The following is a 17,331-nucleotide window of genomic DNA, read 5'->3' as shown; positions in this document are numbered from 1 at the left end:
GGAGGTCTGACAAATCTATGATGACGGAACAATAGGTGCTTAGAATGTCAGAATGTCTGCTTACCACCAAATAAGAATCCGATAGGCCATGTAGATTTTATCGTTGCAGCTCGTAAAGGCCGGATTCGCCGTTGTGCGATCCTTTTATAGCCTGTCGCAATTTTCATTATAGCCTGTGACCTGGTAAGATCATGCGTGTTTTTTGCGGGGAAACCGCATGAATGGACGGGCGCGACGAGGATGCAGTCATAATGGCCGGGCTGCCCCTCATACGCTGAGTAGGAGTGAGAGCGATTGATTCGCGTTTGACTGGAGGGGATCCTGACGCATGGCGTATCCCATCGACCCGAACCCGAACGACGGCAAGCCTATCCCCGTGCCGCAGCCGATTCGCAGCGATGGCGCGGGCGGACCCGACTACGGTCCCCGCGACGTCTTAAGAGACATCGAGAATCCCGACATGCTCGTGCCGCCCGAGACGGACGCCGGGCTGCTGCCCAACTTGCGCATGTCTTTCTCCGACACGCACATGACGTTGAGTCACGGCGGATGGTCGCGGGAGATTACCGTGCGGGAGCTGCCGATCGCCACGACGCTCGCGGGGGTCAACATGAGCCTCAGGCCTGGCGGCGTGCGCGAGATGCATTGGCATCAGCAGGCGGAATGGTCTTATATGATCGGCGGGCGCGCCCGGATCACGTCCGTCGACGCGAACGGACGCAACTTCATCGCGGACGTCGGCCAGGGGGATCTGTGGTACTTCCCCGCCGGGCTCCCGCACTCGATCCAGGCGCTCGCGGAAGGCTGCGAGTTCCTGCTGGTGTTCGACGACGGCATCTTCTCCGACCTGAACACGCTGTCGATCACGGACTGGTTCGCCCATACGCCGAAGGAAGTCCTGGCCGCCAACTTCGGCGTCCCGCAGCGCGCGTTCGACACGATCCCTGACGGGCAGGTCTATATCTTCGAGGACCGGATCCCCGGCCCGCTGGAGAACGACCGCGTCACGTCGCCCTATGGGACCGTCCCTCAGAGCTTCACGCACCGGCTGCTCGCGCAGCCGCCGCTCCAGACGCCCGGGGGGAGCGTACGGATCGTCGATTCGTCCAACTTCCCGATCTCCAAGACGGTTGCAGCCGCGTTGGTCGAGATTCAGCCTGGCGCCATGCGGGAGCTCCACTGGCATCCCAACAACGACGAATGGCAGTATTACTTGTCCGGAGAAGGCAGAATGACCGTGTTCGGCGGCAACGGCAAAGCGCGCACGTTCAACTACCGGGCGGGCGACGTCGGTTACGTGCCGTTCGCCTTCGGCCACTATATTCAGAACACGGGCAGCCGGACGCTCTGGTTCCTGGAGATGTTCCGGAGCGACCGGTTCGTCGATATCTCCCTGAACCAATGGATGGCGCTGACCCCGCGGGAGCTCGTGAAGGATAACCTTCACGTCACCTCCGAGCTGCTGGACGCGCTGCGCAAGGAGAAATGGCCGGTAGTGAAATACCCGAAACGAGTAAACCCGGATTCATCGACCTCGGAATAGGGGTCCTCCGAACGGGCATCCGAAATACGAAGCCCGGCTAAAACGCTGCAAGCACGAAAAATGCAAAGCGTCGATCGCTCGCAGCCCTTAGGCTGGAAACAATCGACGCTTTTCGTTATGAACCGGAGGCTGCTTTCCTTCTTCTCTCCAGCAAATCGGAAGCAATCCGCTTAAACGGAACTTCGTTCGTGCTCTCTACCTTCGCGATCCATTCTGCCGGAACAGAGGATGCTCCGCTGTACGCTCCGCACAACGAACCGACGATCGCCCCGTTCGTATCCGCATCGTCGCCGATGTTGACGGCGCCGAGGATTCCTTCCTTCACGTCGCCTTCCACGGCATAGAACACGCCGAGAGATAACGGAACGGATTCGTAACTTTTCATGCCGGCGCCGATAAATGCGTACAACGCTTCGCAAACTTCGTTCACCGGCCGGTTCCGTTCCCGTTCCCGGTCTACCAAGTCGACAGCCAATCGGATTCGGGCCGCAATGGACGGGGCCGGCTGGTCGAATCCTCTCCGCTCGCCCCATTCCGCCCCTTGAATCGCGGCGCCCACCACTTCGCGCGGCGTGCAGCTCCCCGCGACCGCCGTCGCGATGGCGGCCGCTATCGCACTAGCCGATGAGACACCCGCCCGGCTCCCGTGAGAGGGGAGTGCGGATGCCTCGGCTTCCGCGATCGCCAGGTCCACATCGCCGTGACGGTAGATCCCGATCGGTCCGACGCGCATGGCCGCCCCGTTGGTGTCCCCGGTTTTACCCGATTCCTTGTAGTCTCCATCCGAGAGGATCGTCTCTAGAAATTTGCGCGTGCTAGGTCCGATTACCGTCGAATCGAGCATCTTGTAATCCTCTGCCCACTGCCTCATTTTCCGAACGAACAGCTCCGGGTCGAATCGGCCAGCCTCGATCAGGACGGAAGATACGATCAGGCTCTCCTGGGTGTCATCCGTAATTCCCCCGGCTTCGACCGAATGGTGCGCTGTCTGCTCCTGATCCGGCGTCATGAAATCCGTAATCCTGCCGTAAATTCTCCTGATCTGGGAAGGCGACATGAACGAGGCGGGCATTCCCATCGCATCTCCGATCGCGGTCGCGATCAGGCTTCCGTATGCCCTGTCCAACAAAGCGTTATCCTGCTCCATCCTTATCTTCACCTTGCTTTCTCTATCATATCTGTGATGTCATTCAGTGAAAATTCGCCGTGCGGACCCATGATGGTCGTGGTGAGCGCGCCGCAGGCGCTTGCGATCCGAACGGCTTCATCTATACCGAGGCCTTGGGACAAGCCGTACAGCAAACCGCCGGCGAAACTGTCCCCGGCCCCGGTCGTATCGATACTGTCGACCCGGTAAGGGGGGACGCTGAAAAAGTTCCCTTCCATTCGGACCTCTACCCCCCGGCTTCCTCGTTTCAAGATCACGCACTTGATTCCGAGCTCCCGGCAGCGCGAGTCGCCGCACTTGCCCCATCGCATGAGGTCGGAAAGCATCTCCCATTCGTTCTCGTTCGGGATGAGCAGGTCGGTAAGCTCCATGACGGCGTACAGCGTATGGAGAAGGATTGAACCCGCCAGCGGACCGGGGTCGAATACCAGATAGGCCCCCGCTTTCTTCAACTTCTTCAGTTGAAGAACGATTTGGTTCGCCGATTCCGGCTCCAGCAGATAATATCCGGTCAGGTAGATATGGGACACCCGATCGTACGGCACGTCCTCGAGCATGGATGGCGCGAAGTCCGCTTCGCATCCCTTGCGAGTCAAGAACGTCCGCTCTCCGTCCCGCTCCACGATGGAGATACAGTAACCGGAGCTTCGATTCTCCAAGTACCGGATGGCTCGTTCGGAGAACGCCTTTTGGGACAAATACAATTTGATCTTCCGTCCCCATTCGTCATCTCCGACCATGGAGGCGATATGCGGACGCACGCCCAGGTTCTGCAGCGTGCTGCCGACATTGATCGCGCAGCCGCCGACCCGGAAGAAGGAATCGGAGATGAGTGCGTCTCCTCCCCTCTTCGGGCTTTCGTTCACCAGCACGTATTGATCTACGATGATACCGCCGAAAATGAGAATCTCCCGTTTGTCATCCATCGCGTTCACTCCGTCAGCAGGGTTTGGTGCTCGGCGTTCCATGCCAGCCAGACATCCTCACCCTGCCGAAAACTGTGATCGTTCGAATCGTTCTGCCGCTGAACCTTCAGCTCTTGTCCCAACGCCTCGACAAGGTAAGTGAACGTGCTGCCGACATAGGTGATGAATTTGATCGTTCCTTTTATCCCGGTCTGCGCGGAAACGTCCCTTGTCAGACGTATCTTCTCCGGCCGGATGGACAGAATCGTTCCGGTTCCTTGCGCGTATGCAGGGCCGGAAGCCGGGATAGGCACGAACAGGCTATTCCCGTTGTCTAAGACATAGCGTGCTCTGCCCTCGCCAGCTTCCTCCAAGGTCCCTTTGAGGAAGTTGGACTGTCCGACAAAGCCGGCTACGAACGTATTCGCGGGTTGTTCGTAGATCTCATGCGGCGAGCCGATTTGTTCGATCCGGCCGGCTCTCATTACCGCGATGCGGTCGGACAGCGTCATGGCCTCTTCCTGATCGTGCGTAACGAAGATTGTCGTGATCCCGATCTCCTTCTGGATCATGCGGAGCTCGATCTGCATGGCGGATCTCAAGTTTTTGTCCAGCGCGCTTAAGCTCTCGTCCAGCAGCAGCAACGACGGCTTCGTCACGAGCGCTCTGGCCAGGGCGACGCGCTGCTGCTGTCCGCCGGACAGCTGTTTCGGTTTTCGCTGCTCATACCCGGTCAACTGGACCATCTCGAGCGCATTCGCCACTTCCTTGCGAATATCCCCGCGGGACATCCGCTGCTGCTCCAATCCGTAGGCGACGTTCTGGGCGACGGTCATGTGGGGAAACAGAGCATAGCTTTGGAACACCATGCCGATGTTTCGTTTATAGGGAGGGAACGAATCGATCGATTGGCCTCCGATCGAGATCGTCCCTTCGTCTTGGCTTTCGAAACCGGCCACCATCCGCATGGTCGTCGTTTTCCCGCAGCCGGAAGGTCCGAGCAGGGACAAGAATGTGCCTTTCTCGAGCGCAATGTCGATTCGGTCCAGCACCCGGTTCCCGTGAAAAGACTTCGTCAGCCGGTTGATCTCTAGATGGGCCATCGCAGCCTCCTACTTCAGAAAGAATTTGAGCGAAGATCTCATGATGGTCGCAATTAGCACGATCAATAAGGTGGTTGCGGTCAGCATGACGGTCGATACCGCATTGATCTCCGGCGTAAACCCAAACTTGATGGACGAGTAGATCTCGATCGGCAATGTGCTGGATCCGCCGGGAATCAGGAAATACGAGAGAATGAAGTTGTCGAACGAGATCACGAAGGCCAGAAAGCCACCCGCCAGCATGGCCGGAAACAGCAAGGGCAGCGTTATCCGCCAGACAGTCGTCCACTCGTTGGCTCCCAAGCTCGCCGACGCTTCGTTGATCGTCAAATCCATGCTCTGCAGTCTGGCCTTGATGACCAATACCGCGTACGGCAAGGAAATGACGACGTGCCCGATCAGCAACACCGTGAAGTTCTTGTCTATCCCCGCCGCGCTAACCAGGAGCAGCAAGGATAAGCCCAAGATCAGCCAAGGAATGGTCAACGGCAGAACCACGAGCGAATCGATCCATCTCTTGAGCTTCGAATTCGTCTGCACCGCCCAGAGCATCAGCATGGTGGCCAGCACGACGCAGATGACCGCTGTGCCGGCCGCGATATAGACGCTGGTCAAGGAGGCGTCGATCAGCTTATCGTTGCCTGCGAGCTCCCGGTACCACCGCATGCTGAATTCGAACGGCAGCGCGTTGTACTTGGAAGCGTTGAACGACATTGCCATCAGGACTAGGATAGGCGCGTAGAGAAACAGCAAGACAAGAGAAACGTACGTCCAGCCGATTCCTTTCTTTAGCATCGCTATGCCTCCTCTTTGGCGAATCGGGATAGTACGGCCATGGAGAGAAGAATGATCGCCAGTAGAATAAAGGAGACAGCCGCCCCGAAGTTCCAACCGTAAATCTCGAAAAATTGGTCTTCGATAACCGTCCCGATGACGGTTCCCTGCGTGCCTCCGAGCACGCGGGGTTCGACGAACACCCCGAGACTCGGCACGAACACAAGGATGCAACCGGAAATGATGCCGGGTTTGCTAAGCGGCAGAACGATGCGCCGGAACGTGGTCAGCGGTCCTGCCTTCAGGCTCTTGGAAGCCTCCACCAGGGCGCCGTCCACCTTCTCGAGCGACATGTAGATCGTGATGACCATATAAGGAAAGAAAATATGGACCATCGCGATGATCACCGCGGTGGAGGTGAACATCAAACCAAGCGGACCGGAACCGATGAGATGGAGCTTCCGCAGCACGATCTCCAATAAGCCTCCATCCCGAAGCAGGTTCTGCCAGGAATACGCCCGGACGAGCTGACTCGTCCAGAACGGGACGATAATGGCCATGAGCAGGATGTTTTTGCCGCCTTGAATGATGCTCACCATCACGTAAGCCATCGGATAACTAATGAGCAGGCTGATCACCGTGACGTAGAAGCTCATCTTGACCGTCTTCCAGGTCAGCTTCAGATAAATGTCCTTCTGGAAGAAATCCATATAGTTCTGTATCGTCCAATGACCGCCGGTCCCGTCGCTGAGGAAGCTGTAGTACACCATGATGAAGAGCGGAACCACGCAGAAGATCAGGAGCAGGAAAACGGCCGGACTCATTAACCAAATCTTTCTATCCAAACGAGCTCACTCCCCAGTCTTGCCTTAGTGGGATTTGACTTCCAGCCACAGCTCGTTCCATTTCCGCTTCTCCTCGTCCGTGTGGTAGGCAATGAATTTCAGTTTGCCGATTGTCTTCTCGTCCAATCCCATTTCTTCCACGAACGCCGGGTCCAGGTTCTTGCCGACTTCTTTGTTGACCGGCGCGGGGCCGCCTTTGTTCACCCACGATTCTTGGAATTTGCGGTCGATCATGAAATCGATGAATTGATTGGCAAGGTCGCTATTCTTGGAGCCTTTGACGATCGCCCAGTTGTCGATCCAACCGATCGCTCCCTCTTTGGGGATCACGTATTTGATATTCTGTCCTTCCTTCTTCATGGACGCCGTCTGGCCGCTCCACATCAAACCGATGTCTGCCATCTTTCCGGCGTAGAGCTTGGAAAATTCGTCTCCGGTTTTCCAGTAGGTCCGGTTGAGCGGCTTCTGTTCGATTAGCTTCTTCTTGATGGCATCCAGATCGGAAGGATGGTTCGGATCTTGCCCCAAGGCCAGGGCAGCCGTCATGATCGCATCGTTGAAATCGTCCCGGAATGCGATTTTGCCTTTATATTGTTCGTCCCAGAACACCTGGACCGAGTCGATCGGCGCTTTGACCGTCTCCGGATTGTAGGCGATGGCCGTGGAACCCCATACCCACGGTACGGCATATACCTTGCCGTCCTTCGCGTTTTCGGGGATGTTCTTGAACGGCTCATAGATCGACGAGTAGTTGGCTAGCTTAGCAGTGTCGATCGGTTGCAGCAATCCTTCGCCGATGGCGACGGGCAGGATGGACGCGTTGGGCAGGATAACGTCGATATCCCCCTCCTTGCTGGTTCTCAGTCTAGTCAACAGCTCTTCTTCGGAAGCCATGTATTGATGGACGACCTTGACGTTATATTTCTCCTCGAATTCTTTGACGACCTCTGGATCGTCGGATCCGTAGCTTTTCCAGTTTACGACGTTCAGCGTTTTCGTCTCGCCTTTCGCAGGAGACGACGACGCCCCTTCATTGTTCGACTTGTTGCCGCAAGCGCTTACCAAAAGCATTGAAGTAATGACAAGCAAGCCCGCAATTCTCTTTTTCATTCAATAGCCCTCCCCTTTGGGTCCATCGATTGCTCAGGCCGCCTAAGCCTGATTCATATTCGTCATGATTTTAAATTCGACGTTCGAGCCATAGATCACCGATACTTTCTCGATTTCGACGCCATTCTGGTCGAACACGACCCCTTCCGCCTTCAGCAGGGCCGACTCCTTCTTATCGACCTGCAGGATTTCCCTTACCTTGTCATGGATAAGGATCGGCGACAGCGAAATCTCGGTGCGGCTCGGATACACGCGGTACGAGTTCCTTAGGACGTGGTAGAGCGATTCTTCCTCAAAATTGTGGCTGTCCAGGCCGGAAAACAAGGAAACGGGCAGATAGGAGGTGTCGATGGTCAAATACAGAACGGCTTCCTCTTTCTTGACTCCCCTGGCCCGCACGAGCTTGAAATAGTCCTTGCCATCCAAATTTACCGTTTTCTGTTCCAGGATCTGCGATACCGCCACTTCGTTGCGACTCTTCAAATAATCCGTGAAGCCTCCGAAATTCAAAATGCTGTAATTCAGCAGATTGAGGCGAACGAAGGTTCCCTTCCCCCGAATCTGCTCGACCAACCCTTCGGAGACCAGCAGACTGATCGCGTTACGGATCGTTCCCCGGGTCGTCTGGAAAATCTTCATCATTTCCGACTCGGAGGGGATGGCCTCCCCTTGCTTGTATTCTCCGCTCAAAATCTTCCCTCTCAGAATTCGGTGAAGCTGAATGTAGAGAGGCGCGAAATCGTTCTTGTCCAACATGGAAATCACCCCCTTAAGCCGATGACTTACGAACGATTGGATGTACACTTATGTGTACAAGTTGATGTTAGCAGGAATTTCCTAAGCTGGCAAGACTCATTTTGATCCGCCATCTTCAAGAATTTAATCGCCGCAAACGGAAAAAGAGCGCCTACGAGGCAGGTATTGCGGATGTGAAACCGTTGGCGCGGATGTTCAAATGATGTAAAAGAAAAAGCCGCCCGGCGGGTGACTTGTCTCCCGCGAAGCGACTCTTAAGGCGAATTATTTGGTTTTGAACTTGGAGGCGGAAGCGGCGAGCTCCTTCGTCAACCCGTCTATCGTCGTCACCATGGCCGCGAGCTGCTGAACCATGCCCGATTGCTCTTGCGCGGTGGCGGTCACTTCCTCCACGGACGCCGACACCTCTTCACCCGTCGCGGACAGCATCTGAGCGGACTCGAGCACGTCGTCCTTGTAGCGGTCGATGCTTGCGAGCTCGTCCGCCATCGTGCGAATCTCCTCGAGAATCGCGCTTACGTTGTCGAAGACCGCCTCGAACGATTGCTCCGTTCTTGCGACGTAGTCATTCTGCAGCTCGGATAGCGCCGAGATCTCCCGCACGCTCTCGTAGCTGTCCTCGACCTGCTTGACCACGAGGCCGATGATTCCGCTGATCCCGTTCGATTGCTGGAACGTCTGGTCCGCCAGCTTGCGGATCTCGGCGGCGACGACGGCGAAGCCGCGTCCCTGCTCGCCCGCCCGCGCGGCCTCGATGGAGGCGTTCAGCGCGAGAAGCTTCGTCTGGTTTGCGATCTCCGCGATTGTCTCCGAGATCTGGCCAATGCTGGTGGAGCTTTCCGTGAGGCGTTCGGTGAGCTCCGATATTTTCCCGACTTCGGTTTCATTCCTCCTGTTGCTCTCTATCAACCCTTCGATGACTTCCTTGTTGGCATGGAATTCGCCCGTGATCTCGTCCGCCTTCTCCTTGACAATGCGCGATTTCCCGGTCACGACGCCGATCTTCCCGCCGAGCTCGGAGAATTTGTCGACCATGCTCTCGGTCTCGTTCGACTGCGTCTCCATTGCCTTGGCGATCTCGGCCGTCGTCGCGGACGTCTCGTCGATCGACTTCGCCGTACGTTTGGACGATTGCTCCAATTCGTTCGTGCTTCTGTCTAGAATCTCGATCGAATGGTTCATCCCGGCGATAAGTCGGCGATTATTCTCAGCCATCGCGTTAAAGCTGAGGGCCAGGTCGCCAAATTCGCCGCCGTACCGCTTGTTCGATACGACGGTCAGGTCTCCGGAGGAGAGCTGCTTGAAGAGGCTGTTCAGCTTCACGATCGGGTTCGTGATTGTCCGGGAGATGAAGAAGCCGACGGCCGCGGCGACGATCGTCGCGACCACAGTGACCAGAACCATCCGGACCATCATCATTTGAAGCGGCTTGCGCAAATCATCGTAAGAATCCTCGACGACGACCGTCCAGTCGGAATTCGGGATTTTGGAATACCGGGCGTACGCTTCGTCAGTATCGACCTTCCCCGTCTCGATCGTAGCAGTCGAGGCCTTCTTCCAGAACGGCTCGTAAATCGAGGCTTCGAGCGGCTTGCCGGCCAACTCGGAATTGCTCGAATGATAGACTACCGTGCCGAGCCTATCGATGATAAAGAGCTTCCCTTGCTTGTTTAGCTGGAAGTTCTTGAGCTTGTCGACGAAGAACGAGGTGTTGACCGACGCGTTGGCGATGCCGATCACATGGCCGCTCTCGTCAATGATGGGCTGGGCAAACGCCGTTATCAGGTTGCCCGTCGACTTGGCTCGCAGCGCTTCGCTGATGTACGCATGGTCCTTCATGCCTTCGGTAAAGTAGGAGCGGTCTTTCAGATCGAGCTTTAGCGACTGCGGATTGCTGCTGGCGATGACTTTGCCCTTGTTGTTGAGGATGACCAAACTGTCGATGCCCGGCATCCCTTCCAGACTATCAGTCAGCCGCTTGTTCGCATTTACGAGCGACGCGTTGCTTTCCGAGAAGAACTCGCTCTCCGTCATCGTCCCGTTATTGCTAAGCTTTAGCAGATCCTTGAACGAACTTTGAACGGAGAGCAAATAAACGGATTGCCATTCCAATTGCATGGCGGCAAGCAGGCTTTCGCCTATTCGATCCGATTGAGCGGTCATCTCCTCCATGCTCTTGCCTAATACGATTTTGGAAGAGAGCGAATACGAGATGAGGCTTGTTATTGCCAGCGAGAGGATAACGAGCAAGCAAATGAGGGTAGGCAGTTTGACCTTCAGAGATGAGAGATTCAGCGAGGGTAACTTTTTAGCAGTCGATGAAGAGGGCAATGGTGGACTCTCCTTAGTAGCCATATTAGTATGGGTTATTCCCCATTTATCGGCCATTTTCAAAACATTTTCATAGTCGGTTTTGACTGTATTGACTATAAATATCATGAAAACGCCGTAAATTCGACTTTAGCGGCAAAATGCAAAAAAAACGCCTACGGAATTCCGCAGGCGTAATGGATACTCGGATAAGGATAAGAACAATATTATGATTTTGCCGCAAGATAGGCGGCTACCTCGGCCAACCGCGAAGCATAACCCCATTCGTTATCGTACCAGGTAGCGACGGATAACAGTTCACCTTGTACCTGGGTTAGAGGCAGGTCAATAATCGAAGAATGCGGATCGGCTACAATTCGGGACGAAGCCCATTCTCCTTCCAAAACATCAAGAACGCCCTTCAACTCGCCTTCTTTCGAGGCTTCGCGGAACATATCGTTAATCTCTTGAACGGTGCACCGTTTTTCTGTAATCAGGTTAAGTTCGGCAATGCTTCCGGTACGGGTCGGTATACGGTAGGCTTTGCCTGTGATTTGCAGGTCGCTCCAAATGAATTTGAGCGCTTTGGCTGCGCCTGAAGACGACGGAATAATATTCTCGGCGGCGGCCCATGAATCCCGGCGGTCCTTCATCGGCTGATCCGTTAACGATTGCGTGTTCGTATACGAGTGGACGGTGGAGAATAAGCCGTATTGAATACCATAGTTTTCTCGGACCAATTTGACTACCGGCGCAAGCGCGTTGGTCGTGCAGCTCGCCATGCTAATGATTTTATGCTTATCGGGATCGAAGGTGTCCAGATTGATTCCTTTAAGCAATACGGCGTCGCAGTCTTCCAGCGTTTTGCTCGGACCGCTTACAAGCACCCGTTTGGCGCCTCGCTCCAAGTGTAGCTCAGCTACCGATCGCGTAACGGCACGACCGGTACAATCGATAACCAGGTCAACGCCTAACTCGCCCCAATTGGGCAATTCGCTGGCAGAATTTAAATACCGAATCTCCCGGTCGCCTATCACGATTGCGCCTTCTTGGCCCGATACGCGCTCATGCCAACGTTTGTAATTGGTGTCCACTTCAAAAAGCGCGGCAAGCGTAGCTTCATCTTTAATATCCGAGATGGAAAAGGGGACAAACAAATTTTGTTGCAGCGCCGACCGAAGAAGCTGTCTTCCGATACGTCCAAAGCCAAAAACCGCAATTTTACCCATAATAGCCTCCATATATTTTTAATAGGTTATCCTAATTACTCACTCAACCGTTGTACCTGGTCGATCCATTGAATAAACGACTGTACATAACGCTGCAGATATTTGCGGGTCGTTTCATCGGTTAGCTTGCGAGTTTCCGAATCAATCTTTTCCATAACTTGAGAGATATACATTTTTTGAGACGGCAAAACATAGGATTGGGTGGCATCCAACGTTTGCCTAATTTGCTGCTGCGACAGAATCGTTCCTTTTACGCCAGGCGTTGCACCTATCACACCTGCAGGCTTATGGATGAGGACGGCTGTTTTGGTTGGTGTCGAAGCCCAGTCCAGTGCATTTTTCAGCACACCCGGTATTCCTGAGTTATACTCCGGGCTAACGATGAGAATGCCATCTGTCTTTTGAATCGCCTCGCGATAATGCCTTACTGGGTCTAGCCCTTCTCCGCGATCCAAATCCGCGTTATACAAGGGAAGATTCCCAATCGATATGTATTCATATTTTGCGGAATCTACGAGTTCAGGGATCGTATTCGCAATCATTTGATTAAACGAATTTCCCCTTAAACTACCGACAATAATTCCTATTCTTTTCACATCAGCCAACCTCCTCAAAATATTAAGAAGTCATTCTCACTCCATCATATAATAGATTCCTTCGCTTTTATAGAAGGGGACCTTTTCCACGGCAAACTGAATCTCCGCTCCCGATTGCGTTTGGGAACATCTCTCTGTCCATCAACGGCTTTTGCCGCCCTTCGGGGTAGATTCGCCCTCTCCTACGGAAGCAGCGACTAACGCTTTCCTGACTTTTCTTGCGAAATCAAGAGGTCTATCCACCGCTTCAATATTGATATAAATCAAGCGGGGTCGATCGAATAGCCATTCGTTATGGACGGACGAAACTTTAATATTTTGATTTCGAATGACCTTTATGAATTTATTGACTTCTTTCTCTAAAAACGCCGCTCTGCCTAAACAAAGCGCTCTGCCTGTTTTTTTATTTAAGGATTCGAACGAAAACGAGGATGTTACTCTGAATCTTTTCCCCAATATCGTGGCTTTGATTTCGTTTCGGTTGATTGTCGAGACGCATTTCCCGCCGGCAAAGCCGGGCACACCTCCGATAATCCTTGAGAACTGCTCGCAAAGCGAACCGGTACTAGACATCTTCATCCCTCCCCTGTATTCATTTATGATATGAGCGTGGGAGCAGGATTGAGCCGGTTTGTCGACTATTCCCGGATAAGTGCAGAATTTGAACCACTTAGAGTGCGACTGTGAGGCGCACAAAAAAACGCCTTTCCGTTTCCGGTAAGCCGCTTCAATGGGTGAATATTTCGTGATTCCACGATCTAGAATAATGCGGAGGGATTGGCGAATATTCGTCCATAATCCAACATAGCCAATTCTTCTGCCTGATCGAGCATCTCCAGTGCAAGCTCGTGATAGTCTCGTGCGTCCTCTTCCCGGTTCATGAACAACAAGAGGGCAATCATCTTCGCGTGAAGGCGACCGCTTAACGGCAGCAGCTGCGACCATCTCTGCATGGGGCTCAACGCAATCTCATAACGCTGCTGCTTCACGTATGTATCGACCATTGCTTCCAGCAGCTCGATAAAGCCGAGTTCGAGCTCGGCTTGGCGCGGAGCGGCCCATTCGTATCCGCTTCCGGCTAAGTACCCTTCGCCGTAGAGCTGAACCGCTTGGATCAAATGCGTTAGGGAAACGGTCGTCTTATACTTTCGCCGTTCTTCCTCATACGCGTTCACATCGTCGAATGCTACCGACCAGCGCAATCCGTAGCTGGTGCCGGCGGTCTTCGACTGCTCGATCACGTCTTCCAGCCCGCATGCCTCGAGATCCTTGCGCAGCTGATACACCGTCGAATGCAGGTTAGCCTGCGTCCGTTCCCAGTCCCGGCCGTACCATAGCGCATCCATAAGCTGCACCTTGCTGACGAACCTGCCGCGATGCGTATGCAAATACGCCAACAGTTCCCGGCCTTTGGAATTGCGAAACCGGATTGGCTGGCCGTTCTCCGCCGTCACGTAGAACGGGCCGAAACTGCGGATCCTCACTCCCGGCTCGGATTCGGGAACGTGATCCGCCTTTCCGCGGAGACGGATTCGTTTTTCGTACCTGCCGACCGTTCTCTCCAGGTCTTCCTTCATGATCGGCTTGAGCAAATAATCCAGCGCCTCCACCTCGAAAGCGTCGCGCGCGAACTCTTCGTAGGCGGTCAGGAAAGCGATCTGTATTTCCGGACGGACGGCGCGCAGCCGGCGCGCCAATTCCATTCCGTGAAAACCCGGCATTTCCATGTCCAGCAGCGCCAAGTCGATTGGCTCCGTCGTTGTTAACGTATGCTCGAGCAACGATTGGGGCTTCTCGAACAATCCGCACACCCGGATGTTCTCGAAGGACTCCAATAGCTGTCCCACCCGCTTAAGCGCGGGAAGCTCGTCGTCCACGGCGATGACTCGAATCATGCGCGGCCCTCCTTTACCGCTTTTGCCGCACGGGGAATGCGCAGCGTGGCCTTGGTGCCCTTGCCGTCCGCGCTCTCCATCTCAAGCCCTCTACCGAATTGGCGAAGCATCCGCTGATGAATATTCCTTAGCCCGACGCCGCCTCCGTTCCCGTCTCCATCTCTCGAAAGGATGCGTTCCGCCGGCTCTGACATTCCGACTCCGTCGTCTTCGACGCTGATCACGATGTTCTCGGCATCGGCGCGTACGGATACCGTGACGATTCCTCCGTCTTCCTTTTTCGTCAAGCCGTGCCTGACAGCATTTTCCACCAAGGGCTGCAATGTCAGAGGCGGCAGCAGGCAATCGGAAACCTCGTCCAATTCATAACGGACTCTAAGACGGCGGCCGAACCGGGCTTGCTCGATTCTCAGGTAAGCCTCGGCGAGCTCAAGCTCTTTGCGAAGCGGGACGAGCCGTTCTTTGTTCTTGAAGTCGAAGCTTCCGCGCAAATACCGGCTGAGATACAACAACAAATCATGGGCGGTTTGCGGCTCGTCCAGCGTCAGGGAGACGATCGTATTGAGCGCGTTATACAGAAAATGCGGTTTGATCTGTGCTTGAAGGAACGCCATCTCCGTTCGTACCGCCTCCTCCGCTGAACGCTTCATTTCCAGCAAGGTGCGCGCTCGGGCCCGCAGCTCGTAGGCTTGGAACGGCTTGCTCAAATAATCGTTCGCTCCTGCCTCGAATCCGTGCATCACGTCGTCCGGCCCGCTCCTTACCGTCGTCAGCAGGATGGGCAATTCGGACAGCGCATGCTCTCCGCGGATTCGCCTGCATGTCTCGTAACCCGTTAAACCGGGCATCATGACGTCCAGAATAACCAGACCGATTTTATTTCCGTCTTTGGCCAAACGCTCCAACGCTTCGGCGCCGCTCGACGCCGTGACGATCTCATACGGTTCGTCCGCGAAAATGGCTCTTAGAACCTGGAGATTGATCGGATCGTCATCTACGGCCAGAATCGAGTGCTCTCGCTTCACGACGCTATCGGGGGCAATCGTTGCGGCTGTTTCCAACATGACCCGCCGAATCCCGAGCCTTTCGGGCGAGACAAGGTCGGCGGTTAACGGGGAAGGGGGACGAGCCGCCGCTTTGCTGTCGCTAACGGGCAGCGTGAACGTGAATACGGAGCCTTGACCCGGCGCGGAAGCGACCGTAATCGTGCCCCCGTGCAATTCGACCAGACGCCGGGCAATTCCAAGACCAAGCCCTGCGCCGCCGTATTCCCTGGCAACGGACGTGCCCAATTGCTCGAACGATTGGAATATGGCGTCCAGCTTGTTCGCTTCAATGCCGATGCCGGTATCGGAGACCGAGATGCTCAGTATATTTCCAGAAGCCCACGCCGTGACCTTGACCTCCCCTTCGGGCGTGAATTTAATCGCGTTGCCGATAAGGTTGTACGCGATTTGGAGCAACCGGCTTTCATCCGCCAGTGCGTCGGGAAGCGATTCCGGCCATTCTAGTCGCAACGCCACAGGCTTATCTCCGATATAGTTGAGGAAAATCTCCTGCTGCGACGAGATGACGGCCCGAACATCGACCGGCTTCAATTCAAGTTGGATGCCGCTATTCTTCAGCCGTGATAAATCCAGGATATCGTTGATCAGATTGGACATCCGGCGGGCGACCCCTACGACGACATCCAACTGCTCGCGTTGTTCCCCGCTGACAGGACCGGACTTCCCTTCCTTCAGCGCCAAGGACAGATTCAGGATCCCGTGGAGCGGCGTCTTCAGTTCATGCGAGGTGTTGGCGAGAAACTCATCCTTCATACGGTTCAAATCGATCAGCTCTTCCGACATCGCTCCAATAACACGGTAAGCATTCGTAAACCGGCGGGCCAATTCAAGCGACTCCATAAAGACGAGAAAGATGAAGCCGTAAAGACCGAGCGGCGCATCGATCCAGATGATTCGGCCATTGCTGGACAGGACGTCATGGCAGACCGCGCCCAAGAATGAAAACCAGCCGAACAACTGAAGCAGCGCTCCGCTGCGTCCGCGCCGTAAAGCCAGACCGAATCCATAGACGAAATAAGCCAAACTGACAAGCGACAAGAGATTGAAATAGTTGATTAAGTATGTAAAGATCTCGGCGGGAAGGAATATTACTGCGCCGATGAATACGCTGCCGATTCCAACCATCGCATTGATAACCGTACGGTTGAACTCCTTGGGGTACAGTTCCTTCACGAACAATGAAGCCACCGTAACTCCGCCGAAATAGGTCAAATACTCGACCTTGATAATCGTATGGATATCCACTTGCGGGAAAATATTAACCACATAAATGCCGTCGATCACCCATATACGGCAAGCCCCTAACAGGCAACAGATGCCGAAATACAGCGTCGATCGTTCTTCTCGGCGCAGCAAGTAGACGGCGATTTGGTAGAAACCAATCAACGCGCTGGCTCCGAACATGGCCATGTCGCCCATCGTTTTCAGCATGTTCGAATCCTGCATGTGTTGTTCGGTTCCGAGCGTCAGGCTAAACCAGATGCCGCCAGCGGGATAAATTTCATTTGCGACCTGAAGAAGGAGATCGAATGATTCTCCCTGCGGCTTGAAAACGACCGTTTGGGGTCGATAGGCGGAAACCGTGCTGAACCGGTCGGTCCCTACCGTCCCTGCCTGCGCGATCACTTGTCCGTCCGCGATGATTTTATAGGCCGGCGCGATTGCGGGGATTCGCAATCCAAGAGTACCGGAAACGCCAACATTGACGACCTTCAGCCGATAGGTCGCATAACCGCGTCCCGGTTTCCCGTATTGCGACCATTCCCCCGGCACTTTAGCCAACGTATCCGCCTGCGGATGATCTGTTCCCAAGGAATCGGCCGTTTCAAGCAATTCCCCCCAGTGAAACGACCAAGAACCGTTTAGCCGAACGGCTCCATCCTTGTCCAAGCTCCAATCCCGCAAGTCCAGTATGCCGTCCTTCACCTGGGGTCCTCCGGACTTGTCGAATAAAGATCCAGCAAAAGGCAGGACCAATGCGGCGACAAATGCGATAACCATAACCGTCATCACCGTGAATCTGATTCGCT

The 17,331-nt window shown here is 54.7% G+C and carries 14 protein-coding genes; 1 reads left to right on the top strand and 13 read right to left on the bottom strand.

Annotated features, from left to right (window positions below; translation table 11 throughout):
* Positions 1 to 328 precede the first annotated feature (328 nt).
* Complete coding sequence (locus H7C19_RS28645; RefSeq protein WP_185672521.1) at positions 329 to 1,543, top strand: oxalate decarboxylase family bicupin; 1,215 nt, start codon at positions 329 to 331, stop codon at positions 1,541 to 1,543.
* A 115-nt stretch (positions 1,544 to 1,658) separates the two neighbouring features.
* Here the strand turns inward: H7C19_RS28645 and H7C19_RS28640 are convergent, their stop codons facing one another.
* The 13 genes from H7C19_RS28640 to H7C19_RS28580 all read right to left on the bottom strand — a co-directional run bounded on the left by H7C19_RS28640 (position 1,659) and on the right by H7C19_RS28580 (position 17,227).
* A complete protein-coding gene (locus H7C19_RS28640; RefSeq protein WP_246469872.1) occupies positions 1,659 to 2,690 on the bottom strand; it encodes an ADP-ribosylglycohydrolase family protein in 1,032 nt (343 codons plus the stop codon).
* A gap of 8 nt (positions 2,691 to 2,698) precedes the next feature.
* On the bottom strand, positions 2,699 to 3,637 hold the full coding sequence (locus H7C19_RS28635; RefSeq protein ID WP_185672520.1) for a carbohydrate kinase family protein: 939 nt from the start codon (positions 3,635 to 3,637) through the stop codon (positions 2,699 to 2,701).
* Positions 3,638 to 3,642: 5 nt separating this feature from the next.
* On the bottom strand, positions 3,643 to 4,719 hold the full coding sequence (locus tag H7C19_RS28630; protein WP_185672519.1) for an ABC transporter ATP-binding protein: 1,077 nt from the start codon (positions 4,717 to 4,719) through the stop codon (positions 3,643 to 3,645).
* Positions 4,720 to 4,728: 9 nt separating this feature from the next.
* Positions 4,729 to 5,514: an ABC transporter permease gene (locus tag H7C19_RS28625; protein WP_185672518.1), complete on the bottom strand. Its 786-nt coding sequence runs from the start codon at positions 5,512 to 5,514 to the stop codon at positions 4,729 to 4,731.
* Between the two features lie 2 nt (positions 5,515 to 5,516).
* Positions 5,517 to 6,338, bottom strand: coding sequence for an ABC transporter permease (locus H7C19_RS28620; protein WP_185672517.1), 822 nt, complete (start codon positions 6,336 to 6,338; stop codon positions 5,517 to 5,519).
* A 24-nt stretch (positions 6,339 to 6,362) separates the two neighbouring features.
* Positions 6,363 to 7,448, bottom strand: a complete 1,086-nt coding sequence (locus H7C19_RS28615; RefSeq protein WP_185672516.1) for an ABC transporter substrate-binding protein — start codon at positions 7,446 to 7,448, stop codon at positions 6,363 to 6,365.
* A gap of 42 nt (positions 7,449 to 7,490) precedes the next feature.
* Positions 7,491 to 8,204, bottom strand: coding sequence for a GntR family transcriptional regulator (locus H7C19_RS28610; RefSeq protein WP_185672515.1), 714 nt, complete (start codon positions 8,202 to 8,204; stop codon positions 7,491 to 7,493).
* Positions 8,205 to 8,468: 264 nt separating this feature from the next.
* Positions 8,469 to 10,322: a methyl-accepting chemotaxis protein gene (locus H7C19_RS28605; RefSeq protein WP_512698980.1), complete on the bottom strand. Its 1,854-nt coding sequence runs from the start codon at positions 10,320 to 10,322 to the stop codon at positions 8,469 to 8,471.
* Positions 10,323 to 10,741: 419 nt separating this feature from the next.
* A complete protein-coding gene (locus tag H7C19_RS28600) occupies positions 10,742 to 11,743 on the bottom strand; it encodes a type I glyceraldehyde-3-phosphate dehydrogenase (protein ID WP_185672513.1) in 1,002 nt (333 codons plus the stop codon).
* Between the two features lie 35 nt (positions 11,744 to 11,778).
* Positions 11,779 to 12,339: an NADPH-dependent FMN reductase gene (locus tag H7C19_RS28595; RefSeq protein ID WP_185672512.1), complete on the bottom strand. Its 561-nt coding sequence runs from the start codon at positions 12,337 to 12,339 to the stop codon at positions 11,779 to 11,781.
* Between the two features lie 141 nt (positions 12,340 to 12,480).
* Positions 12,481 to 12,912, bottom strand: a complete 432-nt coding sequence (locus tag H7C19_RS28590) for a DUF1259 domain-containing protein (protein WP_185672511.1) — start codon at positions 12,910 to 12,912, stop codon at positions 12,481 to 12,483.
* A gap of 185 nt (positions 12,913 to 13,097) precedes the next feature.
* Positions 13,098 to 14,234, bottom strand: a complete 1,137-nt coding sequence (locus tag H7C19_RS28585) for a response regulator (protein ID WP_185672510.1) — start codon at positions 14,232 to 14,234, stop codon at positions 13,098 to 13,100.
* The gene (locus tag H7C19_RS28580; protein WP_185672509.1) at positions 14,231 to 17,227 is read right to left on the bottom strand and encodes an ATP-binding protein; all 2,997 of its coding nucleotides are present in this window, start codon (positions 17,225 to 17,227) and stop codon (positions 14,231 to 14,233) included. Before H7C19_RS28580 ends, H7C19_RS28585 begins: the two co-directional genes overlap by 4 nt.
* Between the last annotated feature and the right edge of the window lie 104 nt (positions 17,228 to 17,331).

Source organism: Cohnella nanjingensis (genome assembly GCF_014212125.1).
Lineage (GTDB): Bacteria > Bacillota > Bacilli > Paenibacillales > Paenibacillaceae > Cohnella > Cohnella nanjingensis.
Note: the sequence above shows the minus strand (reverse complement) of the source record. Positions and strands in the feature narration are given on the sequence as shown.